The sequence below is a fragment of the Planococcus sp. YIM B11945 genome (assembly GCF_050864155.1).
Lineage (GTDB): Bacteria > Bacillota > Bacilli > Bacillales_A > Planococcaceae > Planococcus.
This window is the reverse complement of the sequence record NZ_JBOZWR010000003.1, coordinates 420,407-444,724: the sequence shown is the minus strand read 5'-3', so window position 1 is coordinate 444,724 and position 24,318 is coordinate 420,407. Positions and strand designations below refer to the sequence as shown.

Sequence of the window (24,318 nt, the reverse complement as noted above, 5' to 3'; positions counted from 1 at the left end):
CGCATTTTACATCTGCGGTGTTTTCATCTTTGCTTATTTGATTTCATTTAATGATAGCAGTTCTTCAAGGGATGTTGTGAACGTCGCGTGAAGGGAAGTGTTGAGCTCATGCAGCCGCTTGGCATGTTTTGGCTGCACGCCTGTAATAAAGACGTGGACGCCCATTATTGAAAGCGACTGGAACAAGCTGTGAAGGTGAACCAAGCCATCTGGGCAAATTTCGTCCATAGCCGTTAAATCAAAAATGGCTTTGTTAGGGTCGGCTTCGTATACGGTGGCGAGTATTAACGGTGTGATGATCTCCATTTTTTTCGGATCGATTCGGCCGAACATTGGGATTAGAATTTGTTTTCTGCCAAGGCGAATGCAAGGAGCGGATAGTTCTTGGACCCTTTTCAATAATTCGTCAGTGCGTTCTTTTTCCATCAGCAAATCGTAATTGGTTTCATTGAGCCGCGTGCGAAGATGAGCCAATTGTTTCGAGACCCGTTCAAACTGGCGGTCTTTTGGAATTGCAATGACGTGGGCAATTTCGCTGTTCTGCCATTTGCAGTAGACATCCATTAACAAAAGCTTGCCATCTGGCAATTGGAAAGTCAGTTCGACGCTTTTTTTTCCATCTTGTCCGGGGTGAAGAAATTCCACTGCTTTTTGGCGGCTTCCTTCGTCTAGAAGGCCGGTGAAAACAGGGGATTCGCCAAACAGCGAAAGCGCTTGTCCGGAACTGCCAAGAATAGAAAAATCACGGGTTAACTTAAAAAACGGCAATGGCCATTCTTCATAATCTTGTGGTTCCTTCATCGTTTCGCTCCTTCCTTGTCTGAATCCATTGTTGAAGCTGATCCAAACTTTTCAGCACAACGGCTCCTTGAGCTTCCGCTTCCGACAAATCAGCAAGGCTAACCGCTCGGCCCCCGATTAGCGTAGTGGGAATTTTTTCGAGCGTTTGAAACGCTTGAATGTATGATTTGATCAACGGCAGCCGGTTAATTAATGCGGCGGATAAGCCGACAACATCCGGCTGCCATTCCCGAGCTGCATCCAGCGCATGGGCAAGCGGCAAGTTTGGGCCTAAATACCGAACGTTCCAGCCATTCTCGCGGAACAGGCAGGCAACCATTTTTAATCCTAAATAATGGTCTTCGCCTTCAAAGCCCATAATCATCGCTTTGCCAGCCGCTTCTTTTTCTAGTTGGCTTCGTTCGTCAGTGGCTGAGATGACAAAATCACAGACCGCAGTCCCTAAATGTTCATCGGCTACACTGATTTCATTTTCCTGCCATAACTGCCCAATGCGGTACATCGCAGGAGTCAATAAATGATGGAAAAGCTCATTGCGTGAATGGGTAGTTAAATATGTGCGGACGATGCTGAGAGCATGGTGATCATCTCCGGATAAAAATACATCCGCTAATTCTTCTGGTGTTATCGACATATCGTCCTCCTTAGTTGTTGCCAAGTAATTGAATGGCTTGCTCCAGGCAGTGAAGCATAAACGCTTCTTCATCGAGCTCTGTTTTTCCGGGGATGATGGCAATCAGCCGTTCAAAGTTGTCGATGATCAAATGTGTTCCTACGTTGCGGCTCGAAAGAACAGTTTCCAACCATTTTGTATAGTCTAAAAACAGCTGGACTTGATTTAACGAATAGGCGCTTTCCAAATGGTCCAGGTGGTGCATATTGTCTTTTTCGGTATGTATGATGCCGTTTTCGCCAAACCGTTCGATCAGCTGAGGATGAGCGGCATAGATGCTTTCACGAGCTTCTTTGGCGATTTGCTGCTTCACAAGCGCTATCATTCTGCGACCACTTCGTATTGGTGGACTTTTGGGACGATGCCTGCGAGTTGCTGGTCGGGATACTGCTTTTCCAAGTCATGGATTTCTTTAAATTCCGCGCTTTTGACCCAAGCAAGGTAAGCGGCTTTTGTTTTCCATTCTAAAAAAACCGTCAATTCGTTCGGTTTTTTCGCGTTTTGAATAAGGCGAAAGGAGTGAAAACCTTCTGCTGCATCGACGCGTCTGGAACGATTCCGGTAAATATCGATCACTTCATTAATTTTTTCATGAGGCACAACTACAGTCGACGTTACAATGTACATCTTACGACCCCTTTGCATGCGAATTCTTTCATAATTATAACACTTTGAAAATGTAATAAAAAGAAAGCGCCTCGGGACGATCAAATGGCTGTAAATTAGGAGAGAGAGGAGGCGATGGACAAAGAGACTAATAGACATAATAGAAAAAGGATGATTTTGTTGATAAATTTAGGCGATTACCATTCTTTTTAACCTAGTTTTAACCTACCCCCAGTAATCTGGAAAGACCTCTACGTATTGAAACATTCACTGGCTTTAACCTCCATACCATCCGGAACATCATGCAACTTATGAGATTACTTAGGAAATCAGGTTAGATCTGATTTATTAAAAACTGAGAGGGGAAAAGAAATGAGCAAAATGCAAATGAAGATTTACAATTACTCTCCGATTCCTGTTCAAAATCTTCTAACCATGATCGATGGATACCGCAAAGGAAAAAACCGCTACGGCAGCGAGTATTATTCCGTGTTAAAGGAGTTGGACACGTATAATTACGGCGACATGCAAGTTCAGCAGGCTTATCAATTGAAAGAAATGCGACGGCTTATTCGGCATGCGAAAAAAAACAGTCCGTTTTACCAGGAGTTTTATGCGGGCATTGATGTCGAGTCTATCCAGACGTTGGAAGATTTAAAAAAGCTGCCAGTTTTGGAAAAAGCGATGGTCCGAAACAATGGGAAAAAAATGTTTACCATTTCGGAAGAAGAAGGAGTTTCCTCATCGACGAGCGGCACAACAGGCACTCCGCAAAAAGTAATTTTCACTAAAAACGATTTTCAGAAACGGATGGCGTATTTGGACCATTTTAAAAAACAGCACGGCGTGATTAATTTGGAAATGAGGCGGGCGTCTTTCAGCGATCAGCAATTTGTTCCCCAAACTCAAAAATCATCGATTTACTGGCGGGATAACCTGTCTGCTAAACAGCGCTTGTACTCAGCGTTTCATTGCCAGACGCATACCGCAGAATATTTGGCTCAAAACTTAAACGAATATAAGCCAGAGTTTATTGACGGATTGCCTTCATCCATTTATGCAATCGCCCAATGGATCAACCAAAACAATTTTCAACTCTCCTATCGCCCAATTGCGATTTTTCCTTCCGGCGAGACGCTTTACCCACATTACCGGGAAGAAATCGAAATGGCGTTCGGCTGCCCCGTACGGGACCAATACGCTTCGTCCGAAGGGGCGCCTTTTATCATTGAATGCCCAAGCGGTAATCTTCACTATCATTTAATGACAGGGATTATTGAAACCATGCCGGACGGCAAAATGCTTGTCACATGTTTCCATACGTACGGAACCCCGCTTATCCGTTATGAAGTAGGGGATGTCTTGGAGTGGGAACATCCACATAAAACATGCGAATGCGGTTCCGCTCACCCGCTTGTGAAAAGCTTAAAGGGGCGGACTAATGATTACCTGATCTCCAAAAAAGGAGAACGGTTTACCGGCGTCTACATGGCGGTCAATAGCGAGTGGGTTGTCCGGAATGTCCAAAAAATCCAGTATATCCAACACGATGAAGAAACAATCGAGACGTTGATTGAAGTGGTCGAAGGAAATAAGAATTTAGCTGTAGAAGCCGTCCGTGACAAGTTGGAATACTTGTTCGGTGATGAGATGAATTTAATTATCCGGACTGTCGATCAAATCCCGCCTCAACGAAACGGCAAACACCGCCTCATCATCAATCATCTGGCTCAACAGGCCGGGAAATAAAGCAAACAAAAAAGGTCGGCTCTGAATTTTGAGCCGGCCTTTTTCATCTGTCCCTTTATGCGGTTGCATAGTCCTGATCCCATTCTTTCGGGTTCGGGCCGTATATATTCGTTCCAGCTTGGCTATCTAGTACCGAGAAAATAAACAGCACAATCCAGCCGATAATCGGAATCAAGCACAGCAAAATCCACCAGCCGCTTTTGCCGATATCGTGCAGACGGCGGATTGTCACGCTCAAAGTTGGAATAATAAGAATCAAAGAAAATAGTCCGGACAGCAATCCTGTGTCTTCCGTGATATCTAAACCGAGCACCATATCAAGAATGGTCAAAACGATGCTGATGATGGCCGTAATCAGAATGAACATCCAATATTCTTTCCGTCTTGACCGGCCGCTAAACACAAACGTCTTTTTAAATACATCTACGAATTCCTTCATAAAGTCACCTCCTGTCATAAGTATAAACTCCTGCCAATTATATCAATTCCGTGACTATTTTCATAGACTCAAATTTTGAATTCTAGCTAATTTATAAAATTTTCTAAAAATGCTTTTCACAAAGTGGTATAGTATGTGGGAAGTTACTCTTTTTAGAAAAGGATGGGTGCCAACATGGGTGAAACAAATCAAATTACTGAAACATACGGCCGCACGGTTTATCAATTGGCGGGACATGGCAAGCGGAACTTCGCAGTTTTAATGGAAGCATTTCAAGCGGTGGACGATTCGTTCGAAGGCGATCGATATGGCACAGGAAAAGTAATTGAGGATTTTCAGGACAAAATGGCGAAATTGACCGGCAAAGAAGCAGCTGTCTTTTTCCCAAGTGGCACGATGGCGCAGCAAATTGCATTGCGCATTTGGTGCGATGAAAAAAGGCTGAAGAAAGTGGCATACCATCCGCTTTCACATTTGGAAATTCATGAACAAGATGGCTTGAAAGAACTGCATGGCATCCATCCGGTATTATTGGCAGACAAAGACCGGGTCATCGAGCTGGAAGACATTACGGGAATGGAAGAAGAAGTGGCGTGTGTGTTATTGGAATTGCCACAGCGGGAAATTGGCGGACAGCTGCCGAGTTTTGAAACACTGGTGAAAATTTCCGAGTATTGCCGGGACAAAGGCATCCGCCTTCACTTGGATGGAGCGCGTTTGCTGGAAATCTTGCCATACTATGAAAAAACGGCGGCTGAAGTATGCGTGTTGTTCGACAGTGTGTACATTTCGGTATACAAAGGAATAGGTGGAATTACCGGTGCGGTTCTTGCGGGAACCGAGGAGTTTATGGCCGAATCAAAAGTCTGGAAGCGGCGGCACGGAGGCGATTTGTTCAGTTTGTATCCGTACATCGTCACAGCAGATTATTATTATGAGCAGCGTGCCGGCAAAATGGGCGAGTATTACGAAGCGGCGAAAGAACTAGCCGAGTTGTTTAATGCGGGTGAAGGGGTTTCAACTGTGCCGGAAACACCGGTTTCCAACATGTTCCATCTCTATTTTTCAAAATCGAAAGAGCAGATGATCGCTATTCTAGCTGAAGTGCATGAAGAAACCGGCGTTGGCGTTGTACATTATTTAAATGAAGTGGATGATCAAACTTCTTCGTATGAAATGACGCTTGGCGACTTGTATTCGGCCATTCCAAAAGAGCGCGTTACTCAAGCCATACAATTGCTGAATGAAAAAATGCAGCGTGCGAAGTGATAGGGGGAATGGCGATGAAGTTTTTTGCAGTGCTTTTGCCCATGCTTGATGCTGAAAAAAGCAAGGAGTTCCGGCCTCAGCACTTGTCTTTTTTAGACGGGATGAGAAAAGAAGGGCATGTTTACGGAAATGGCCGATTCACCGATGGTTCCGGCGGGCTCGTCCTTTACCGAGCGGCTTCTTTTGAAGACTGCGAGGCATTGGTGAAGAAAGACCCTTATATCCAGCATGGAGCCAGGCGGTATGAAATTCATGAATGGGACGCTGTATGGGCAGATTAATAAGAAAAGACCAAGCGATTTTGTCGCTTGGTCTTTGAACTTTTCGACAAGGTCCCATATTGAATGAATAACCCCAACCGGACCGGCCACTCCGCTTTCCGTGGGCACGGCCTTAGCCAAGTTTTGACCGAAGCCTGCGAGGACAAGGCTTTGCGACGAAGCTAGCGCAGCGATGCAGGAGCACAGGTTTTAATTCACTCGCAAGGCTCGCTCCAGGGTCTGCGGCTCGTGCTGGCCCCACAGGAGTCTCCGTGGCCGGTCCGGTTGGGGCGACACTTTAGATTCAAGGCGACACTTTTAATAAAAGCAATCTTATACAAATAAAAAAAGAAGCTTGTTGCTTCTTATCCCTTCTACACTTAGGATCCGGAGCATAAGTGTAGAAGGGATAGCGAAGTGCCGAAATCCACTCGGGCGTTTCGTCCGAGTTAGTTCGGCGAGCCCGCGGAAAGCGTCCGGCTGAAGCCCAGGATCCGGGATATCACTTCTATTCATGTATATAGATTTCTTCATCTTGCTAAAAGTTTTTTTGTCAACAAAATTAGACCAAGCGGGTTTGTCGCTTGGTCTGATTTAGTTAGTAGATTGTAGTCCCGTCGAATTTCCACGAGCGCCTGCGCTTTTCTTATTGTCCAGACTCCAGTGCCTAGCTCTTCGGGACATAAGCCAGCCCGGCTGTGTGGCAAAGAACGCCACTTCGCCGGTCTGTCTTATGCCTTTCAGAGCTGGACAGGCACTTCCGCTTTTCTTACTGTCCAGACTCCGGCGCTCAGATTCTCAGGGTCATAAGCCAAACCCCCTATGCGGCTGAAAACACGCCGCTTCGGGTGTTCGTCTTATGCCCGTCGAATCTAAACGAGCGCCTGCGCTTTTCTTAGATCCCGGCTGCTTTTTTCAACAACTCATTGCGCAGTTTGTTTTTCCGTTTTTCGTATTCTTGTGCATAGGAATCAGCTGTGGATTCGGAGTAGCCGTTTGCCTTCAGGTCTTGCTTCATGGCTTCAAGCAAAGCGTAGAAGATTTGGTCCGTCCGTTTTTCCAAATCGGCAGCGGCGGCTGTGTATTTGTTATAAAAATAAGGATAACTTATGGTTTTGTTTTTGGTTTCCTTGCCGTGGAATTCTTCTTTGGCCACGTCAATTAAATCGTAAATGCGGGCTTTGGATTGTACTTCAATATCGACCATGGCTGACTGGTACTTTTGTTTAATGTGTTTAAGGGAAGTGCTGTTTGTGGAGGAATTGGTCGTGCTTTTTGCTCCAGATGCTTTTGCTTTTTCGACAGGCGCTGTTTTTTGATTGGCTACAGCCACAACTTCGATTTTTTTAGTTGGCGCCATCTTGGCTGCAAAGACGTCCACCATAAACTCGCGTGGTTTGAATAAATTGAAATCATCCATGTTATCACCTGATGAAGCGACCGGTTCGTCTTTGCGGATCAAGTTCCCGAATTCATCTAAAATGATTTTAGATCCGTCGGACAGTTCAATCACGTATTCTTCATTGGTGATATCATCCACTTCAGCATCTGCGACATCGTAATCTTTAAACTCAAAAAGGTACACCAAATATCCTCCTAAACAAAAGAGGGCCATGCCCAAAAAGAGCCCGACTTTTTTCATCTCCTTGTCCTCCTTAGTAGAGAATTCTGACCAGGGGCTTAGCAATTAAGAAGTAATATTAAATTATCTGAATTGATTGAATTTTAACACAAATTATAATTTTAATCTATCTTATTTGATTAATTAATATTAATTTGATGTTAAATCGATGCCATGCAATTTGCATGAGGGGGTTGGCAAGCAAGAAGCAGCTGCAGAAGGTTAGGTAAAAAGAATAAAAAAAGCCCTTTTATAGGGTTTTTGTAAATTAGATGAAATCAAATCAGCGACCAAAACATAGCTCTCGGGAGCTGAACCGATAAAGTCAAACAGATAACAAGTTGAAACGCTTAATGTAGCCCGGGGGTGTGGAACGATAAGGGAGTAGTCATCTTTATCCAAGATTTGGACTTGTTTGTATTGCAAAAAGAAAAAAACTTCAGTTTATACAATAAACAAAAAACCACTATAGGAAGGAGAAGGGGACGATGCTTTTAGACTTTAATAGCGTAAAAATCGGAGAAGGTGGTATATTAAGTAGGAGAAGGTTTAAAAAGCCCCCTTTTCTTTTCTATGCATGACTAAGCGTGCGGGGCATAATAAAATTATTCAAATAGATAAGGGTAGGTGTAGGAGATGCAAGTAAAAAAAGCTATTATTCCGGCTGCAGGGCTAGGAACTCGGTTTTTGCCTGCCACAAAAGCGATGCCAAAAGAAATGCTGCCAATCGTAGACAAACCGACGATCCAGTACATAGTGGAAGAAGCGATCGCATCGGGGATTGAAGACATTATTATTGTAACAGGCAAAGGCAAACGGGCAATTGAAGACCATTTCGACCATGCGTATGAACTAGAGCAAACCTTATTAGAAAAAGGAAAGCTCGATGTACTCGACTCTGTTATGGAAACTTCCAAAGTAGAGATTCATTACATTCGCCAAAAGCAGCCGCTCGGGCTGGGGCATGCCATTTGGTCGGCGCGCAATTTCATTGGAAACGAGCCATTTGCGGTATTGCTCGGAGATGATATTGTTGAAAACGACGATCCATGCTTAGCGCAATTGATGCGCCAATACGATAAAACAGGCAATAGCGTTATCGGTGTAAAAGAAGTGCCAGACAACGAAACGCACCGCTACGGCATTATCGATCCACTGACAACAGACGGAAAGTTGATGGAAGTAAAGCGTTTTGTTGAAAAGCCTGCTGAAGGCACGGCTCCATCAAATTACGCCATCATGGGGCGCTACGTATTGACTCCGGAAATTTTCGATTTTTTAGGTGAACACCAATTCGGAGCTGGCGGCGAAATCCAGTTGACGGATGCGATTGAAAAGCTGAACAGCATTCAATCCGTGTACGCTTATGAATTTGACGGCCAGCGCTTTGACGTCGGCGAAAAATTCGGCTTTATCGAAACTACGATTGAATTTGCGTTGAAACGCCCAGAACTGCGCGAGCCATTGCTTGAACTGTTTGAGCGGAAATTAAAGGAACTGAATATGGAAAGCAAGTAAGTAAACGAGGCCGGCGCTAAATCGATAAACTGATTTAGTGCCGGCCTTTATTATTGATGCTTTTTGAGTCCAAAAGAACGAGCAGCGAGGTGAGGAGATGCTTGAACAATTCGATCTCATTTTCTACAAAGGCGAAACGCCGATTGCCCGGGCCATTAAACGATTGACGAATAGCGAATACAGCCATGTCGCCATGGTCATCGATCCGCTTCATCTTGTGCAGCTCGATTGGAAAACACCGGTTTCGATTCAACATTTGGCCTATCCCATCAGCCAGTACGATACGTACCGGTTAAAAACCGCTTTGACCGATGAAGAAAAAGTGAAAGTCATTTTGTTTATGCGCGAATGGATTTCCACCGGCTATGATTGGAAACTGATCTTCAGCCGCTTTTTTAATATTTTGTTCGGGACGCCCATTATCAGTTCCGTAAAACGTTACAATTGCGATGAATTGATCGTCGACGCTTTCAGGCATGTCGGCGTCAACCTCATTAAAGACGATGTTAAAATGACGCCGGACACGCTGGCGAAAAGCGAGCTGCTTTATAAAGTAGCGGCAAAATGAAGTTGAAAAGGGCAAGAGGAAAATTCCTCTCGCCCTTTTTATCACTTTGGAATCGTCAGCACTTGGCCGACCCGGATCAAGTTGTAATTGGTAATTTTATTCGCAGCGGCAAGCTTGGCAACGGTAATGTTGTATTTCTTGGCGATGCTGTAAAGCGTGTCTCCGGCTTTGACGGTGTATTTAACGGTTGTGGCAGGAGGCGTTGTTTTGCCGGGGATGGTCAAGACTTGGCCGACCCGGATCAAGTTGTAATTGGTAATTTTATTTGCCGAAGCCAACGCGGCAACGGTGACGCCGTGTTTTTTAGCGATACTGTAAAGTGTATCTCCGGCTTTGACGGTATATTTTGTGCCGGTGTTAGGCGCCGCCGGCAATTTTAACAGCTCGGACACGGTGACAAATTTATAGCCTTTTGCTTTCAGTTTCGAAATCATGCCAGGCAAGGCACCAGGTGTTCCGGATGCGCCTGCTCCAGTGTGCATCAAGACGATAGTGCCTGGAACAACGTTATTGACCACTTTGTTTGTGATGGCTGTGGCGGAAACACCTTTCCAGTCCAATGTGTCGATGTTCCATTGAAGGGTGTGCGTGTAGCCGCTAGCACCGACTGTCGCCAGAACAGATGCATTAGAAGCCCCGAACGGCGCTCTAAATAGTGGCTTCGTCGATTTTCCCGTGATTTTCTTGATGGCAGCTTCGGTTTTATCCAGTTCCGTTTTGCGCTGAGCCGCTGTAAGTTTGGTAAAGTCAGGGTGCGAGTAGGAATGGTTGCCAAGCAGATGCCCTTTTGCCACGATGTTCTTAATCGCTTGCGGATGCTTTTCCGCTCCGGAGCCGGTTAAGAAAAACGTTGCTTTTACGTTGTTTTTGGCTAGAATATCCAAGATTTTTTGGATGTTCGTGCCATCCGATCCATCATCAAACGTCAGGGCGATCACTTTGCTCGTTGTGTTTCCTTTCGTAATAAATTTCGAACTGGCTGCTTCGCTTGATCCCGAGAAAGATAAAAAGGTGAATAAAACCAATACGACGACCGCAACAAGCTTAAACCACTTGGTACTCATTTCGCACACCCCTTATAAAATTTACACTATAAATAGCGTATGTAAGGAAGGAAGTCGAGGGTGCTTTTAGGTGCATCTGCTGTTTATTTTTCAAAAATTTTTATTTTGAGTGGTATATATTTATTATATCACGGGATAGATTGTAAGGCTATCTAATTATCTTTTTACTCTGATAATTAAAGCGGGCTTGTTTTGCTGATTTCATTGATAGTCTGCTAAGTTAAATTACAAGCCCCCGTTATCCAGTTGCCACAATGATTCGCACATTAAAATGGGCCGGTATTTCCTAAAAAAAGACGTTCAATTTCCAGCTAATTGGATTTACTTTCCGAAGCGGGCCAAATACTTTCCAAGTTGACCGAAATACTTTCCAATATACAGCAAATACTTTCCAAAACAGGAGAAATACTTTCCAACGCTTCATTAGATATTTCATCGAGGAAAAGATTTACAAAGAAACTGGCAAAGTTTATAGTCTAATTATTCAGATATTAAGTAGGAGAGGGAGGGGTTATGGTGCAAAAGAACAATGGCGTGGTAAGTGAAACGGGGTATAAGCAAGAGCTCAAGCGATCGCTGACGTTTTGGGATTTGATGATTTATGGACTCGTGTTTATGGTGCCAATTGCGCCGTTTGGGATTTACGGAGTGGTGGCGCAAGGATCGAACGGCATGGTGGCGCTGGCGTATTTGATCGGGATGGTGGCAATGATTTTTACGGCGCTCAGCTATGCGACGATGTCGGAAGCGTTTCCGATCGCCGGTTCGGTTTATTCGTATGCGCAGCGGGGAATAAATGATTCTGCTGGATTTATCGCAGGCTGGCTGATTTTACTCGATTATATTTTTGTTCCTGCTCTTTTATATGTAGTCAGTGCGGCGGCGCTTCACGATATTGTGCCGGAGATTCCGTTAATTGTTTGGCTCGTGCTGTTTATCGCCATCAATACGGTGATCAACATCATCGGGATCGAGTTTACCGCCCGGGCGAATAAAATCATCATTGTCCTTGAATTGATCGTCTTGGCGATTTTTGTGGTAGTGGGAGTTCTCGCGATCGTTCAAGGCGTCAACGGTGCGGAATTTACGTTTAAACCCTTGTATGATCCAAATGAATTCAGCTTAGGGCTGGTCATGGGCGCCGTGTCGATTGCAGTATTGAGTTTTTTAGGGTTTGATGCCATTGCGACCCTGGCGGAAGAATCAAAAGGCGGCAAAAAGGCAGTTGGAAATGCCATTATTGTCTCGTTATTGGTCGTTGGCGTTTTGTTCATCATCCAAACGTGGGTGGCGGCTTTGATTTGGCCGGATTATACAAGCTTTGAAAATGCCGATGTGGCGTTTTACCAGATTGCTGAAATTGCAGGAGGGGCTTGGCTCAAATGGCTGACGATCATCGCAACGGCAGTAGCATGGGGGATTGCGGACGCCTTGGTGGCGCAAGCGGCCATCTCACGGGTCTTGTACAGCATGGCGCGCGACCGGAAATTGCCAAAAATCTTGGCGAAAGTGCATCCGAAATTCAAGACGCCGTATATCAGCACCATGCTAGTAGCGATTATTTCATTGATCGTGACGTCGTTTTTTGCGAACCGAATTGGCGAATTGGCGTCGGTCATAAACTTTGGCGCACTTACTGCGTTCTTGTTTTTGCATGTGTCCGTTATCGTGTATTTTATTGGCAAAAAGAAAAGCAAAAACTATATGAAGCATTTGATTTTGCCGGCCATCGGCTTTGTGATTATCGCGTTTGTTTGGTATAACTTGGATGCACTGTCCAAACAATTAGGTTTTATCTGGCTCGGAATCGGCATTGTTTATTTGATTGTGTTAAAAATGACAAAGCGTGATACCCGCATCAATTTAGATGAATAAGGAGGAACTGGATTGGAGTTATCAGGCAATACGATTTTAATTACGGGCGGGGCTACAGGCATCGGCCTTGCATTCGCATCGCGCTTGCTCGAAGCGGGCAATCGGGTCATTGTGGTCGGCCGCCGGGAAGACAAGCTGAACGATGCCAAGGCCGCTTACCCGGAACTTATAATAAAAGCATGCGACGTGTCAAACGAACAAGATCGCCTTGCTTTGGTGGAATGGGTGCTGACTGAACATCCGGAAGTCAACGTCTTGGTCAACAACGCCGGCATCCAGCAGCGCGTGAATGTGGCGCGTGCGGATAAAGACTGGCCATTCTACCAAAACGAAATCGCGATCAACGTGGAAGGGCCGATCCATTTGAGTTTGCTGCTTGTGCCTCATTTTCAAAAGCAAAAACGGGCAGCGATCATCAATGTATCTTCAGGGCTTGCCATCCGTCCGGGCGGATGGGTGCCAATCTATAGTGCCACGAAAGCGGCTATCCATTCGTTTACGCAATCTTTGCGCCTTCAAATGGAAGATAGTTCAGTCCGAGTGATTGAAGTGCTGCCGCCAGCGGTCAATACCGACCTCGGCGGTTCCGGGCTTCATACGTTTGGGGCGCCGCTCGACGATTTTGCGGATTCGGTGGTGGACCGGATCAAACGCGGCGATCTGGAAATTGGCTACGGGGACTCGGAACAACGGCTTCATATGGCTAAAGCGGAAAACGATCTCAGCGCAAAAGCAGCATGGGATAATTTCCGAAAAAATAATCCGGATTTTTAAGGTATTCAAGACCCAGCATCTCGCTGGGTTTTTTCATTGCCTTGACATTTAAGGGAAAGAGTGATGAAAAGAATTTACAAAAACGATGGATTTTTATCGAGGTAGGTGAGTATTTTTTGGTGATTAATAGTACAATTATAAGCAAAAAGGAATTTGTGCGTTTATCAAAGCTTCTCCAATTCCGTTTAATTTGCAAAAAGCTGTTTGACTGGATAGAAAGAAGGATATACACAATAAGGCACTAATACAATTCTGATAGAAAGATGGTTTTATTTTGAAGTTATCCAAATGCTTACTAGTTCTTTTGCTGGCGGCTTCCGTTGCTGGCCCAACGAGCGCAAAAGCCGATTCGGTAAAATTTCCACAAGAAAACAATCCGGTGATGAATGAAAGTTTGACATTGGGCTTGTATTCCAATGAATTTACAAATTGGCCAATAAACCAACTGCTTTCAATCACCGATGATAAAGCTGCCGTACATACGTTAACCCCGAAACAGCTCGTTAAGTCGGGGAGCGGACTATCGTTGAAAATGCTCTACGCACCTGCTGCCAAAAATCGGCCGGATCTGCTGCTCTATATGGAATTTTTCTTGGAAGATGAACGTGGCCATTTAGTGTTCGATACATATGCAATGTATTCTGAAACTGCCGCAACAACTATTGGAATGGAATTCGACAAGCGGTATGTGGATCAGGAGTTTATTTTCGTCCGTATGGGCATATTGGAGAATTTCGAAGATGAAGAGCCTTCCGGCATCACATTTAAAAAAATTCGTAATCCATATTTCCAAGGAATCAAAAGGCCAATCAAAACCGATACCGTGCTGATGAGCAACGAGTCATCGGACGGGTTTACAAAACAATCGAGCGGCTCGATTTCACTAAAATCCTTAAATGAAAAAATGACGGTTTCTGACGAATTGTCGAAAGATGCCTATAAGGTAGACATCGTCCCTGAATTTGAACCTGGGAATGCCAAAACGCCTACAGTAAAAAGTACACAAAAAGCTTTGGTGAAAGCTGCGAGTGTGGGCACCAAGAAAAAATTTTGGACGATGAATGTCATGACGGAAGCAACCAAACAAATTGAAGCGGAATTAAAATATAGTAGCGCCCACAGCGAGATTTGGGTAAATAATAACGAAATTACCGCGGTTCAAGCAAAAGCGATGGGAGATGAATTTGAAAAGAAAATTTATCCCCTCATTACCGAAAATTTTGCAAAAGAGCCGGATGTTGACCGCAACGGAAAAGTGTCCATTCTTGTTTACAATATTCAAGATGGATTTGAAGGGAGCGGCGGCTATGTTGCCGGGTATTTTTACTCACAAGACCTTTACCAAGTCGCTGAATCGAATATGAGCGAAGTTTTTTACATGGATACTTATCCGACAATGGGCTATTCAAAAGCCGCTTATAATGTGAAGAAGTCTTTTTCTACGCTTGCCCATGAGTTCCAGCATATGGTCAACTACAATGAGAATGTTTTAATCGAGGACAATCCTGAAATGGAACTATGGCTGAACGAAGCCATGTCAATGGCGGCAGAACAAATGTATTTGGGAGCTCCGTTAATGGACCGCATTGAATACTACGAGCAATCCGAGGCGATAGCCAATGGCCATTCATTGCTTTACTGGGATGACGCGGGCGATACATTATCCAACTATTCGTTGTCTTACTTGTTCGGCCAATACTTGAGAATCCAGTCGGGGCAAAACGAAAAAGTATACAAAGAATTGCTCATGAATACCAAAGAAGATGAAGCGGCTTTGAAAGAAATTATTCAGAAGTACATAAAAGCAGATAAAACATTGGGGCAATTCTTAACTGATTTCCGTTATGCACTTTTGGTAAATGAACCAACGGGTTTATATGGCTTCAATGGCGAACCGGCATTGTCCAAAATTGCAGCCCCATTGTATAAAGGAACGCTGCCGCGGACGATGCGCGGCGGAGGGGCGCTTAATGTGCCGGTCACAGATGTGAAAAACGTGAAAACTCCGGCAGATAAAGGGAAATCTGTGCAATACCGTTTAGTGGACGGAAAAGAAGCAAATCGCATTGCTGGCACAGACCGCTACGCGACGGCGGTAGCCATTTCAAAAGCAGGATGGAAAACTGCGGACACGGCCATACTGGCAACCGGTTTGGATTTTCCGGATGCGCTGGCAGGCGGGCCTCTTGCTTATAAAGAAGGGGCGCCGGTTCTTTTGACAAAACCCGGAGCCTTAACTGAACTTACGAAGCAAGAACTGATTCGCTTAAAAGCGAAAAACGTCATTATTTTGGGAAGCAAAGGCGCAGTATCTCTGGAAGTGGAAAAGCAGTTGGAGGGGATGGAGCTAAACGTGGAACGGATTGGCGGCGCCAACCGCTTTGAAACGGCAGCAATGATTGCCGAACGGCTGCCTTCCCAGCAAGCGATTTTAGCATTCGGCTATAACTTCCCGGATGTCTTGTCCATTTCACCGTATGCGGCCAAAAACGGCATTCCGATTTTGTTGACAAGGACAGAAAAATTACCGGCGGAAACGAAAGAAGCTTTAGCCGGCAAAACGAAATCGATTGTGGTAGGTCAAACTGGCGCAATCAGTGACGAGGTCATGAGCCAGGTGCCGAAGCCAGTACGTTATGGCGGGAAAACGCGGTACGAAACCGGCAAAAAAATCAATGAAAATCTTGCCATGGGCACGGGCAAAGCCTTTGCAGCAACGGGCATTAACTTTCCGGATGCACTGGCTGGATCGGTTCTTGCCGCCAAGCAAAATGCGCCGATTTTGTTGATGAATGGCAAGTCCGTTCCTATGCCTACGCGGGAACTGCTGCCGAAATACCAAGCGTTCTCGATTTTTGGAAGCACCGGCGCGGTCGGCGATCCCGTGAAGTGGGAAATGGATTGGGTATTGAACAAGCCATAAGTTCTATTTAAAAAAGCAAACTGGCTGCGAGGTTTTCGCAGCCAGTTTGCTTTTTTGTTTTAGAGAATTCCAGTGCATTCATTTCAAACTTGAAAACTGAGAAGCGCTTTTTGCAGTGCTGGATACATAGGAAGTAGCCGTGTACTGGTTGCGTTCGAAACGAACGTTTTGGTAATTGGTAAATTCAAGTTTTCTGAACGTATTGTAGCGAATGAATTTTGTGAAGTTCGAAGCCGGAAACGCTTTTAACGGAATGGAAGCGGTATAGGAAATATCTCCGCCTTTGCCTTTCACTTCGAATGCGAAGACGTATTCTTCGTTGAGGTTGGTTTTGTTTCTAAAAACCAAGCCGTTGACTTCGTCCGTATAATCGCCGAATACTTGGAATTCCAAGGAATCTCTTTTCCCGGTCAGGTGCTCGTTTTTATAAAGGGCGAGCATCGGCACACGGATGTGTTTGAATTCTCCTTGGAAAAACGGAACGACCATATATGGCAAATTGTTTTTTATTACATAATGCTTTGATTTCTCGTGCTTGTTCCATTCGACCAGTGCCTCGATGCTGGCGTATTTGCCTTGCAAAAATAGGCGGTAAATCACTTTGCAAATCGGATGGAAAAAATTCTTCGAGATGTCGTAGCCAAGGTCTTTGGCGGTATCTAAGGCCTCTTGGAATTTATCATAATACGCTTGTTTGTCGGTGCTTTGTGAAAAGTGAGCAGGATCGAACAGCTGGGTAATAAAATCAAATTCATACAAGCGGTTTAGCACAATTTTTTCTTGTTCGACCGGCAATTTTTGTTGTTTAATGTGTTCAATCACTTTAAGGTTGGTATCCATTTTTTCAAAAATGTCAGTTTGGTTGGTCAGTGATTCGCCATTTTCGTCTAGACGGTTTAAGTAGGAAACGGCTTTTCGAGTAGTGGAAGCTTTGTTGCTGTGCAATATGACGTCCATGTAGAATTGTTTGTCTTCTGCGTATTTCATATGCGGAAAACGGATATTGTGGTCGATCAACAGCTGCCGTTTCATCATTTTGGCATTCGATCCCATATGATGGAATATGTTCGGAATGGAACAAGGCGGCACACTTCTTCGTTCCACAATGGATTGATGTTCTCCGATAATTCGATATCCCGTAGATGTGGCTTTGAGTGTTTTGCCAACGACGTAATCGTCGCCCGTTTCTTCTAATAAAGAAGTCAACACTTCAAGAGCTTCCGGGTCTAGCCAGTCGTCAGCATCTAAAAAACAAATAAAGTCTGAACTTGCCAAGTCGATTCCGACATTTCTCGGGTGAGCAGGGGAACCGGTATTGTCCTTGAGAAAAACGGCGACAATGTCTTTGTGCTGTTCCGCGTAATTCCATAAAATTTCCCGCGAGGAATCAGTAGAGTGGTCATCTACTAATATAAATTCGATGTTTTCAATATGGAGAGATTGGCTTATCACAGAATCTATTGTTTTTGATATGAACTTTGAAGCATTGTATACGGGCGTGACTACGGTCACAGTTTTTTTTCTATTTAAAGACTCTTTGTTTTTCACATAATACCCGTGTTGATTATAGCGAATGTTTTCTTCGTTGAATTCTGGGGCATTCGATTTTGTCATTTAATCATCCTCCTTCGTAAGTCTAAGTATATCATTTATTTTTCTGAAAATTAAAAATTTGGTAAATATGCTTCGAAAGTATTGGCCACCCTATATCTATTCCCTAATTCTTGAATAAAAAACAGGCCATAGGTTTTTCCGATTTATTAAAATATACGTACATTTACTTATCTATTTTTTTTATGGTCTAGCAAAAATAAAAGGAATATATTAAAATTAAAAAGAAAATTCTAAAAATTCTTTCAAAAAATTCTCGAAGTCTTGGCAAAAGGGATGAGGGACATGGCAATATTGATATGTGGCGGCGCGGGTTATATCGGCAGCCATACAGTGAAAGAACTTATAGGGAAATACGAAATTATCGTTTTAGACAATTTGACAATGGGACATCCTTTTTTAATCGATAAGGAGGCCACTTTTGTTCAAGGGAGTTTAGGGGATCCCGCAATTCTGGATCGGCTCTTTACCGAACATGACATTGATGCAGTATTTCATTTTGCTGCCAATAGCCTAGTGGGAGAATCTGTCTTAAAACCGTTGATGTATTATCAAAACAACGTCTGTGCTACGGTGACTTTGTTGGAGAAGATGGTAGAGCATGGCATCGGGAAATTCATCTTTTCATCCACGGCGGCTGTATACGGAATTCCGGAAACGGATGCCATTACGGAACAAACGCTGAACAACCCCATCAATCCTTACGGAAAATCCAAGTTGATGATTGAGCAGATATTAGCTGATGTGGCTCATGTTCATAAGTTGAAATACGTCATTTTGCGTTATTTTAATGCAGCGGGTGCTCATGCATCTGGGGAGCTTGGCGAAAGCCATGATCCCGAATCGCATCTCATTCCGATTGTCTTGCAGCATTTAATGGGCCAGCGCGAAAAAATAGCGGTTTTTGGCAACGATTACGATACCTCCGACGGAACGTGTGTAAGGGATTATATTCATGTAACCGATTTGGCTCATGCTCATATACTGGCTTATGAAGGGTTGGTGAGCGGAGCTGTTTCAAACGAGATTTATAACCTTGGCAATGGCACGGGATATTCTGTGAAAGAAATCATCCGTATTTGTGAAGAAGCCACGGGCAAAACTGCGGTCATTGAGTATGCCGAGCGGCGCCCAGGTGATCCCGCAATACTGGTTGCTTCTTTTGAAAAAATCCGTAAAGACTTGGGGTGGAAACCGGTTTATGGCTTGGAGGAAATTATAAAAAGTGCTTGGAAATGGCATTCTCGTATTCATCATCTGAAACTCGAATCCGGTCGATAATATCCAAAAGAAGATTAACTATTTTTCGGCAAGGTGTGTTTGGCAAATTGCTCTTCAAAGGAGAGTCTTATGGCGAAAATAACCGTTGCTATTCCCGTTTACAATGACGGACAGTTTATTGAGAGATGCATTGACAGCATATTAACTCAATCGTTAAGCCAAGAGTTAATCGAAATCATTTGCATTGATGACGGATCAACCGACGATAGTGCGCAAATTTTGGATGACTATGCTTTAAAATACCCAAACGTAAAAGTAGAGCATCAGGCAAATTCGGGTTCGCCAGCAGGCCCACGAAATAAAGCCATTTCCATGGCGAGCGGGAAGTATATTTACTTTGTGGATGCGGACGACTTTCTGGGGAAACAAGCACTAGAAAAAATGCGCGAAGTTGCCGAAAAACACAATTGCGATGTAGTTATCGGCAAATACAAAGGGGTAAATCGAGGAGCGCCGACTGGGGTTTTCAGAAGAAATCCGGAAGTGTTTCAATTCTTTGGTTCAAATGCGATGTACTCAATTAGCGCCACAAAAATGTTTAAAATGGAATTGCTCCGAAAGGAAAATATCCGTTTTTCTGAAGCGACCAATATTGGAGAAGACCACGGGTTTACCGCCTCTGCCTATATTCATTCAAATGCCATTGGCCTTGTTAAAGATTATGACTGCTATTATCAAACTCGTTACGTGGAAGGAAACAGAACTCAGCTGACGAGCCAGCAACCCAACTTTGATAAAATCGCTTTTTTTATTGAAGAAACATTGAGGACGATCGCTTCGTTGAATTTAGAAGAAGAAAAAATTCAAAAGGGCTTGTTTCATTATTGGGATCGTTTGCTAAACTTTGAAATTCCTAATGTGCTTAGCAAGTTCCTTACTCCGGCTGACAGACAGAAAATCTCGCGCAAGTTTAGCGAAATTGCGCACACATACAGTGCGGAAGAGAGCTTTTCGCTCTTCCCGCCTAATCAAAGAATAAAATTCCGGTTGCTTGAAAAGGGAAGAATAGAAGACTTGGCTGATTTCCTGCAGGCTGAAAAAGTCCAAACCGGATTGAGGGTGTATAAAGGGGAGTTGTATCCTGCTCCTCAAAGTGCTTTTGAAGTGGCTCTAGAAGAAGGAGTCAATTTAACGAATGTGAACAAATTGCTGCCTTTTGTGTTAAATTCCTATTTCAGAAACAATACTTTAATGCTGGAAGGTTATCTATACCATTCCAGGTTTTATGACCCCAATCAATCCTTGTTGTTAAGGGTTATAAATAGAGAGACAAAAGATAATTATTTGGTAAAAGTGCAAGAAGGGCTGTTGCCTGAAAATCGGTCTCAGCCTTTACTGAAAATACCAGCGGCTCGGGAAAAATACAGTTATTTTCATGTGTCTGTCTCCTTTCCAACCATAGTAAATTTTGAAACAGTCCATCGTTTTGATTTTAATGTAATAGCGGAAGCGTCGGGCTACATAACAGAGGAACGATTGAGAGTGGACGAATCCCATTTTCATGAGAGCGTGTTTTTAGCCCATCACCTCTTTACGGAATCTTATACCGAAGCAAAGCCGTACAAAACGACGATGGGTAACTTTTCTCTTGAATTGGGGAAGCCGGTGGATCTGAATAAAGCCTTTAAATTCAAAGAGGCATTTATGGCGGTGGAGGCGCTTGATTTAAAATGCTTTTTTAAACTAAAAACCAATTATTTTTTACACTTGGAAGAAGCAGATCACTCTTTTCTCTTTGTGGAGAATGCTGTTTTTTCTGCCTCACAGACCATTGTGGTGAAAAGGCCGGATGCGTATGTAGTCTACTGTGATTTTCCCATTGCAAAATCAGATAAAAAAATGCTAGCGCGTGCTGAACAGGTTCGGCTTTTAATAAATGGTTTTGAATTTGCGATTCCAAATTTGTTAAAGAAGCAATAACGGCACAGGTTTATCTGCATAAAAGAAAGAGGGAGCCTATTGAAAAAAAGTTTGCTGTCGATCTTTAACACTAAACCGGAAACAAAAAAAGAAAAAGGTTCATTAAGCAAAACTCCGATTTTTATCTTTAATTCCTTGAATGTGAAGCGGGGCGGATTAACAAAAGCCGTCATGAAAAAAGCGAACATCTTCAGCGAAAAATCGGATGATGTTACTTTTTTAACGTTTCTTTATCAGCGAACCCATAAAAACATCATTGAGGAACTGCATCAAACCAATAAGCTGGATAGAAAGGTGCGCGTCTTTAATCTATTTCTTGATCTGGATCCGTGGAAAAATGAAAAAAACTCTTCCAAAAAAGTCCATGAAGGAATGGAAATAGAAGAAAAAGGCTTTATCAAGTTTGAAGATGTAAAAGCAAAAAATTTGTCTTACCGGTATTATCAGGACGGGATGTACAAGAAATACAAAAAATTTGATAAGAATAAAAAGATAATGTATATCGATTATATGACGGACAGCCGCCAACGGACACACCGCGAAGAATTCGACAGCACGGGCCGTCTCTTGCGGATCCGCCATTTTGATATTTATACGAATAAACCTCGGTTGGACCGTTATTTTAGCCGAAACGGCAAATGTTTTTTAACAACTTGGATCAATCCGGATAACGAAAGCTTAGGGCGCTGCCAGTTGTTTGCGCCTGCTCCAATGGAGTTTTTGAAGTTTGATGACTTGGCAGTTTACTGGGTCAACATGAAACTGAAAGAATTTAAAAATCCTGCGCTTTTCTGCGATTCCCGAAAAATGGATAATATTACGATTAAAGCAAAAGCAAAAAATTTAACCCGGTATGCTACAGTCCACAACAATCACTTTAGTGCACCGTATACGGTAGGCGCACCTATAAAAGGTTCGTTTAAAACACTATTTGCTAATATCGATAAATACGACAAAATTATCTTTTTGACGAACGAACAAAAACAAGATGTCATCGACGAACTTGGTTACCATGAGAATTTTGATGTGATTCACCACGAGGCTTCTAAGCTGGATGATAGCCGGTTAACTGAAAAATCTCTGGATAGCTACAATCCGTATCTTGCGGTCTCACTGACACGCTATAATTCACAGAAAAGCTTGGATGAAGCCATTCATGCCTTTAAATTTGTTTTGGAACAACTTCCTGAAGCAAAATATCATATTTTTGGTTTTGGGGAAGATGAAGCCAAACTTCAAAAAGTGATCAATAAATTAGGCATTCAAGAAAGTGTTGTGTTAAAAGGGTTTTCCAATGATCCGGTGGCCGATTACCAGAAAGCCGCTTGTTCAGTTTTAAGTTCAAATTACGAAGGTTCCCCTTTAGCGGTAAATGAAAGTTTAGCCGCAGGGGTGCCAATTGTTACTTATCAAATGAAATACGGGCCAAAAGACGTTATCCGAAACAACGTCGATGGGTTTTTGGTGGATAGAGGCGATCGGCAAGAATTGGCGAAAAAAATCGTCGAAGTGATGAAGTCACCGAATTTGCGAAAAAAACTTTCCCGAAATGCAATGGAGATTGTGGATCGATTCAGTGAAGAGAAATTCCGGAAAGCGTGGTTCAGCCTTGTAGAATAAGCCGGTGGAGAGAAAGGCAAAAATGCGTACGGAGTGTTGTTTAGGTTGGTTAGCAAAGCCTTGTAACAGAAAAAAGACATTCTGGAATGAACCAGAAATGTCTTTTTTCTGTTACTTTTCTTTAGTTCCATATACAGCAGCAATAACTTGCTTTGTTGATTCTCCTGTTGAAAAGGTATTCCAATGGTTTCGGAATTTTTCAATTGTTTCAAAATCAATCGAAGGATCTTGGATATGCTCGATGATTTCAGCGGTAGAAGTTGCCATGGGACCAGGGAAAAACAACTTGCTTTCAGACCAGATTCCTTGTGTTGTGCTATAAGCCTCTAAATCATAGGTAAAGAAAATCATTTTTTTGCCAAGCAATGAGAATTCAAAGGAAAGAGACGAGTAATCGGTTATCAAAATATCGCTGGCAGCCAATAATTCGTTAGCATGAGGGTAGTCGCTGACGAAAAGGACTCTTGGGTGAGATGGTACTTTTGCCAATTTCTGGACAGAAGGATGAAGCCGAATTAAAAGAACATGGCTTTCATCCAATTTCTTTAAAAACTCGTTTACATCAAAACGCAGATCCATCCTCTGCAAAAGGCCTTTTCGGTAAGTCGGAGCATACAATACCGTCTTTTTTCCTTTTATGGACGGGTAGGCATCTTCAACCTTTAGCTGGCCGGAACGGATGGCGTGGGCATCGAAATAATAATCGGTTTGAGGGACACCCGTATAAAGAAAACGGCTGCTGTTTAAATGAAATGCTTCACTGAAAATATCGGCCATTTGTGTTGAACCAACCGGAAGAAATTGAAACTGATCATATACTCTCTGGAAACGCTTTTTGGCTCTTTCACTACGGCTAGAGGTATGGGGTTCGCTCCAACCAAATTTTTTTATGGCGCCAGCCGCATGCCATAATTGCACGCATTTTACGCCTTTGCGGAATCTGACCGCAGACAAAAATCCTGCATAGTTGTCAATGAAGACATACTTGGCTGTAGCCAAATGGTAGCAGGACACGAATTGTTCCAATAGATTCGTTGATTCAAAAGAATAAATTTTCTTTTGGTCGCTTGGAATTGTTGAAAAATCAATTTTGCATTTTTTTTGATTTAGGAAGATGAGCGGCTGTGGATTCGAATGCGCTAACTCCGTTGCGATGAAAAAAGCATTGTCTCCAAATGATGATAGAAATACGGTTTTATTCCGGAGCGGAACTAATTTGCAGCATAGGAAAACTATGCGGAATATGAAGAGGTAAAGCGTGATTAAACCTTCTTTTATCATTGGTTGTTCAGCAAGTCCATCTTAATCTTCGTTGTAGAAATTCCGTCAGTTCTTGGCAAGTAAACAACTTCACAGTGATCTTTAAGCTCATCGAATTTGCCTTCCCAATCTGAACCCATGACGAAGCAATCAATTTGGTGTTTTTTGATGTCTTCTACTTTTTGTTCCCATGTATGTTCAGGGATGACTTCATCCACATAGCGGATGGATTCAAGAATCATTTTTCGTTCTTCGAATGCATGATAAGCAGCCTTGCCTTTTAAGTCATTAAACTCATCAGAAGACAGCCCAACGACTAAGTAGTCACCGTGCTCTTTGGCTCTTCTCAAAATGTTGATATGGCCATGGTGTATTAAATCAAATGTTCCATACGTGATCACTTTTTTCATATATCTGTTCACTCCACAAAAGATTATTTTCTATTCATTGTTAAAATGTTATGATTCTATATTATATGTTATCATC

Annotated in this window: 21 protein-coding genes and 1 pseudogene; 11 read left to right on the top strand and 11 right to left on the bottom strand. The window is 43.2% G+C overall.

Going from position 1 to position 24,318, the window contains the following annotated elements; genetic code table 11:
- Nucleotides 1–33 precede the first annotated feature (33 nt).
- Genes ACRRQV_RS06770 through ACRRQV_RS06755 form a run of 4 tightly spaced genes read right to left on the bottom strand, consistent with a single transcriptional unit; the run spans nucleotide 34 to nucleotide 2,101 of the window.
- Entirely contained in the window at nucleotides 34–801 is a 768-nt protein-coding gene (locus ACRRQV_RS06770) for an STAS domain-containing protein (RefSeq protein ID WP_432528988.1), read from the bottom strand.
- Nucleotides 779–1,435: a cobalamin B12-binding domain-containing protein gene (locus tag ACRRQV_RS06765; protein WP_432528986.1), complete on the bottom strand. Its 657-nt coding sequence runs from the start codon at nucleotides 1,433–1,435 to the stop codon at nucleotides 779–781. The genes ACRRQV_RS06770 and ACRRQV_RS06765 overlap by 23 nt, the downstream gene beginning before the upstream one ends.
- Nucleotides 1,436–1,445: 10 nt before the next feature.
- Nucleotides 1,446–1,799, bottom strand: a complete 354-nt coding sequence (locus tag ACRRQV_RS06760; RefSeq protein WP_432528984.1) for a hypothetical protein — start codon at nucleotides 1,797–1,799, stop codon at nucleotides 1,446–1,448.
- Nucleotides 1,796–2,101, bottom strand: coding sequence for an antibiotic biosynthesis monooxygenase family protein (locus ACRRQV_RS06755; RefSeq protein WP_432528982.1), 306 nt, complete (start codon nucleotides 2,099–2,101; stop codon nucleotides 1,796–1,798). The genes ACRRQV_RS06760 and ACRRQV_RS06755 overlap by 4 nt, the downstream gene beginning before the upstream one ends.
- 351 nt (nucleotides 2,102–2,452) lie before the next feature.
- Between ACRRQV_RS06755 and ACRRQV_RS06750 the strand changes: the two genes are divergently transcribed.
- A complete protein-coding gene (locus ACRRQV_RS06750; RefSeq protein WP_432528980.1) occupies nucleotides 2,453–3,829 on the top strand; it encodes a phenylacetate--CoA ligase family protein in 1,377 nt (458 codons plus the stop codon).
- A 55-nt stretch (nucleotides 3,830–3,884) separates the two neighbouring features.
- Here the strand turns inward: ACRRQV_RS06750 and ACRRQV_RS06745 are convergent, their stop codons facing one another.
- Nucleotides 3,885–4,268 carry a DUF805 domain-containing protein gene (locus tag ACRRQV_RS06745; protein WP_432528978.1) on the bottom strand — a complete coding sequence of 128 codons (384 nt, stop codon included), beginning with the start codon at nucleotides 4,266–4,268 and terminating at the stop codon, nucleotides 3,885–3,887.
- Between the two features lie 174 nt (nucleotides 4,269–4,442).
- Between ACRRQV_RS06745 and ACRRQV_RS06740 the strand changes: the two genes are divergently transcribed.
- Both ACRRQV_RS06740 and ACRRQV_RS06735 read left to right on the top strand, forming a co-directional pair.
- The gene (locus ACRRQV_RS06740; protein WP_432528976.1) at nucleotides 4,443–5,537 is read left to right on the top strand and encodes a threonine aldolase family protein; all 1,095 of its coding nucleotides are present in this window, start codon (nucleotides 4,443–4,445) and stop codon (nucleotides 5,535–5,537) included.
- Between the two features lie 14 nt (nucleotides 5,538–5,551).
- On the top strand, nucleotides 5,552–5,818 hold the full coding sequence (locus tag ACRRQV_RS06735) for a YciI family protein (protein WP_432528974.1): 267 nt from the start codon (nucleotides 5,552–5,554) through the stop codon (nucleotides 5,816–5,818).
- Between the two features lie 874 nt (nucleotides 5,819–6,692).
- Here ACRRQV_RS06735 and ACRRQV_RS06730 read toward each other — a convergent pair.
- Together ACRRQV_RS06730 and ACRRQV_RS06725 are read right to left on the bottom strand one after the other, a co-directional pair.
- Nucleotides 6,693–7,439 (bottom strand): hypothetical protein, encoded by a 747-nt coding sequence (locus tag ACRRQV_RS06730; protein WP_432528972.1) that lies wholly within the window; start codon nucleotides 7,437–7,439, stop codon nucleotides 6,693–6,695.
- 201 nt (nucleotides 7,440–7,640) lie between these two features.
- Nucleotides 7,641–7,835: pseudogene (locus ACRRQV_RS06725) on the bottom strand (hypothetical protein); the annotation flags it as partial.
- 219 nt (nucleotides 7,836–8,054) lie between these two features.
- On the opposite strand from ACRRQV_RS06725, the gene galU reads away from it, so the two are divergent.
- Nucleotides 8,055–8,936 carry a UTP--glucose-1-phosphate uridylyltransferase GalU gene (gene galU / locus ACRRQV_RS06720; RefSeq protein WP_432528970.1) on the top strand — a complete coding sequence of 294 codons (882 nt, stop codon included), beginning with the start codon at nucleotides 8,055–8,057 and terminating at the stop codon, nucleotides 8,934–8,936.
- Between the two features lie 97 nt (nucleotides 8,937–9,033).
- On the top strand, nucleotides 9,034–9,504 hold the full coding sequence (locus ACRRQV_RS06715) for a hypothetical protein (protein WP_432528968.1): 471 nt from the start codon (nucleotides 9,034–9,036) through the stop codon (nucleotides 9,502–9,504).
- 41 nt (nucleotides 9,505–9,545) lie between these two features.
- Here ACRRQV_RS06715 and ACRRQV_RS06710 read toward each other — a convergent pair whose 3' ends face one another.
- Nucleotides 9,546–10,568 (bottom strand): LysM peptidoglycan-binding domain-containing protein, encoded by a 1,023-nt coding sequence (locus ACRRQV_RS06710; protein ID WP_432528966.1) that lies wholly within the window; start codon nucleotides 10,566–10,568, stop codon nucleotides 9,546–9,548.
- Nucleotides 10,569–11,084: 516 nt separating this feature from the next.
- On the opposite strand from ACRRQV_RS06710, the gene ACRRQV_RS06705 reads away from it, so the two are divergent.
- From ACRRQV_RS06705 to ACRRQV_RS06695, 3 genes are all read left to right on the top strand, one after another.
- A complete protein-coding gene (locus tag ACRRQV_RS06705) occupies nucleotides 11,085–12,443 on the top strand; it encodes an APC family permease (protein WP_432528964.1) in 1,359 nt (452 codons plus the stop codon).
- A 12-nt stretch (nucleotides 12,444–12,455) separates the two neighbouring features.
- Complete coding sequence (locus ACRRQV_RS06700) at nucleotides 12,456–13,217, top strand: SDR family oxidoreductase (RefSeq protein ID WP_432528962.1); 762 nt, start codon at nucleotides 12,456–12,458, stop codon at nucleotides 13,215–13,217.
- 274 nt (nucleotides 13,218–13,491) lie between these two features.
- On the top strand, nucleotides 13,492–16,140 hold the full coding sequence (locus ACRRQV_RS06695; protein ID WP_432528960.1) for a cell wall-binding repeat-containing protein: 2,649 nt from the start codon (nucleotides 13,492–13,494) through the stop codon (nucleotides 16,138–16,140).
- A gap of 78 nt (nucleotides 16,141–16,218) precedes the next feature.
- Here ACRRQV_RS06695 and ACRRQV_RS06690 read toward each other — a convergent pair whose 3' ends face one another.
- Nucleotides 16,219–17,754: a glycosyltransferase family 2 protein gene (locus ACRRQV_RS06690; RefSeq protein ID WP_432528958.1), complete on the bottom strand. Its 1,536-nt coding sequence runs from the start codon at nucleotides 17,752–17,754 to the stop codon at nucleotides 16,219–16,221.
- Nucleotides 17,755–18,036: 282 nt separating this feature from the next.
- Here ACRRQV_RS06690 and galE point away from each other — a divergent pair, with 282 nt between their 5' ends.
- From galE to ACRRQV_RS06675, 3 genes are read left to right on the top strand one after another with little or no spacing between them, the layout of a single operon-like run.
- Nucleotides 18,037–19,032 carry a UDP-glucose 4-epimerase GalE gene (gene galE / locus ACRRQV_RS06685; RefSeq protein WP_432528956.1) on the top strand — a complete coding sequence of 332 codons (996 nt, stop codon included), beginning with the start codon at nucleotides 18,037–18,039 and terminating at the stop codon, nucleotides 19,030–19,032.
- A gap of 33 nt (nucleotides 19,033–19,065) precedes the next feature.
- Entirely contained in the window at nucleotides 19,066–20,952 is a 1,887-nt protein-coding gene (locus tag ACRRQV_RS06680; RefSeq protein WP_432528954.1) for a glycosyltransferase family 2 protein, read from the top strand.
- Between the two features lie 39 nt (nucleotides 20,953–20,991).
- On the top strand, nucleotides 20,992–22,572 hold the full coding sequence (locus tag ACRRQV_RS06675; protein WP_432528952.1) for a glycosyltransferase: 1,581 nt from the start codon (nucleotides 20,992–20,994) through the stop codon (nucleotides 22,570–22,572).
- A gap of 111 nt (nucleotides 22,573–22,683) precedes the next feature.
- Here ACRRQV_RS06675 and ACRRQV_RS06670 read toward each other — a convergent pair whose 3' ends face one another.
- Entirely contained in the window at nucleotides 22,684–23,853 is a 1,170-nt protein-coding gene (locus ACRRQV_RS06670) for a CDP-glycerol glycerophosphotransferase family protein (protein ID WP_432528950.1), read from the bottom strand.
- Nucleotides 23,850–24,242, bottom strand: coding sequence for a glycerol-3-phosphate cytidylyltransferase (gene tagD, locus ACRRQV_RS06665; protein ID WP_432528948.1), 393 nt, complete (start codon nucleotides 24,240–24,242; stop codon nucleotides 23,850–23,852). The genes ACRRQV_RS06670 and tagD overlap by 4 nt, the downstream gene beginning before the upstream one ends.
- Between the last annotated feature and the right edge of the window lie 76 nt (nucleotides 24,243–24,318).

Bases quoted from the DNA above. Each gene is read 5' to 3' on its own strand.
- ACRRQV_RS06770 (WP_432528988.1), bottom strand. From the start codon at position 801: ATGAAGGAACCACAAGATTATGAAGAATGGCCATTGCCGTTTTTTAAG.
- ACRRQV_RS06765 (WP_432528986.1), bottom strand. From the start codon at position 1,435: ATGTCGATAACACCAGAAGAATTAGCGGATGTATTTTTATCCGGAGAT.
- ACRRQV_RS06760 (WP_432528984.1), bottom strand. From the start codon at position 1,799: ATGATAGCGCTTGTGAAGCAGCAAATCGCCAAAGAAGCTCGTGAAAGC.
- ACRRQV_RS06755 (WP_432528982.1), bottom strand. From the start codon at position 2,101: ATGTACATTGTAACGTCGACTGTAGTTGTGCCTCATGAAAAAATTAAT.
- ACRRQV_RS06750 (WP_432528980.1), top strand. From the start codon at position 2,453: ATGAGCAAAATGCAAATGAAGATTTACAATTACTCTCCGATTCCTGTT.
- ACRRQV_RS06745 (WP_432528978.1), bottom strand. From the start codon at position 4,268: ATGAAGGAATTCGTAGATGTATTTAAAAAGACGTTTGTGTTTAGCGGC.
- ACRRQV_RS06740 (WP_432528976.1), top strand. From the start codon at position 4,443: ATGGGTGAAACAAATCAAATTACTGAAACATACGGCCGCACGGTTTAT.
- ACRRQV_RS06735 (WP_432528974.1), top strand. From the start codon at position 5,552: ATGAAGTTTTTTGCAGTGCTTTTGCCCATGCTTGATGCTGAAAAAAGC.
- ACRRQV_RS06730 (WP_432528972.1), bottom strand. From the start codon at position 7,439: ATGAAAAAAGTCGGGCTCTTTTTGGGCATGGCCCTCTTTTGTTTAGGA.
- galU (WP_432528970.1), top strand. From the start codon at position 8,055: ATGCAAGTAAAAAAAGCTATTATTCCGGCTGCAGGGCTAGGAACTCGG.
- ACRRQV_RS06715 (WP_432528968.1), top strand. From the start codon at position 9,034: ATGCTTGAACAATTCGATCTCATTTTCTACAAAGGCGAAACGCCGATT.
- ACRRQV_RS06710 (WP_432528966.1), bottom strand. From the start codon at position 10,568: ATGAGTACCAAGTGGTTTAAGCTTGTTGCGGTCGTCGTATTGGTTTTA.
- ACRRQV_RS06690 (WP_432528958.1), bottom strand. From the start codon at position 17,754: ATGACAAAATCGAATGCCCCAGAATTCAACGAAGAAAACATTCGCTAT.
- galE (WP_432528956.1), top strand. From the start codon at position 18,037: ATGGCAATATTGATATGTGGCGGCGCGGGTTATATCGGCAGCCATACA.
- ACRRQV_RS06670 (WP_432528950.1), bottom strand. From the start codon at position 23,853: ATGATAAAAGAAGGTTTAATCACGCTTTACCTCTTCATATTCCGCATA.
- tagD (WP_432528948.1), bottom strand. From the start codon at position 24,242: ATGAAAAAAGTGATCACGTATGGAACATTTGATTTAATACACCATGGC.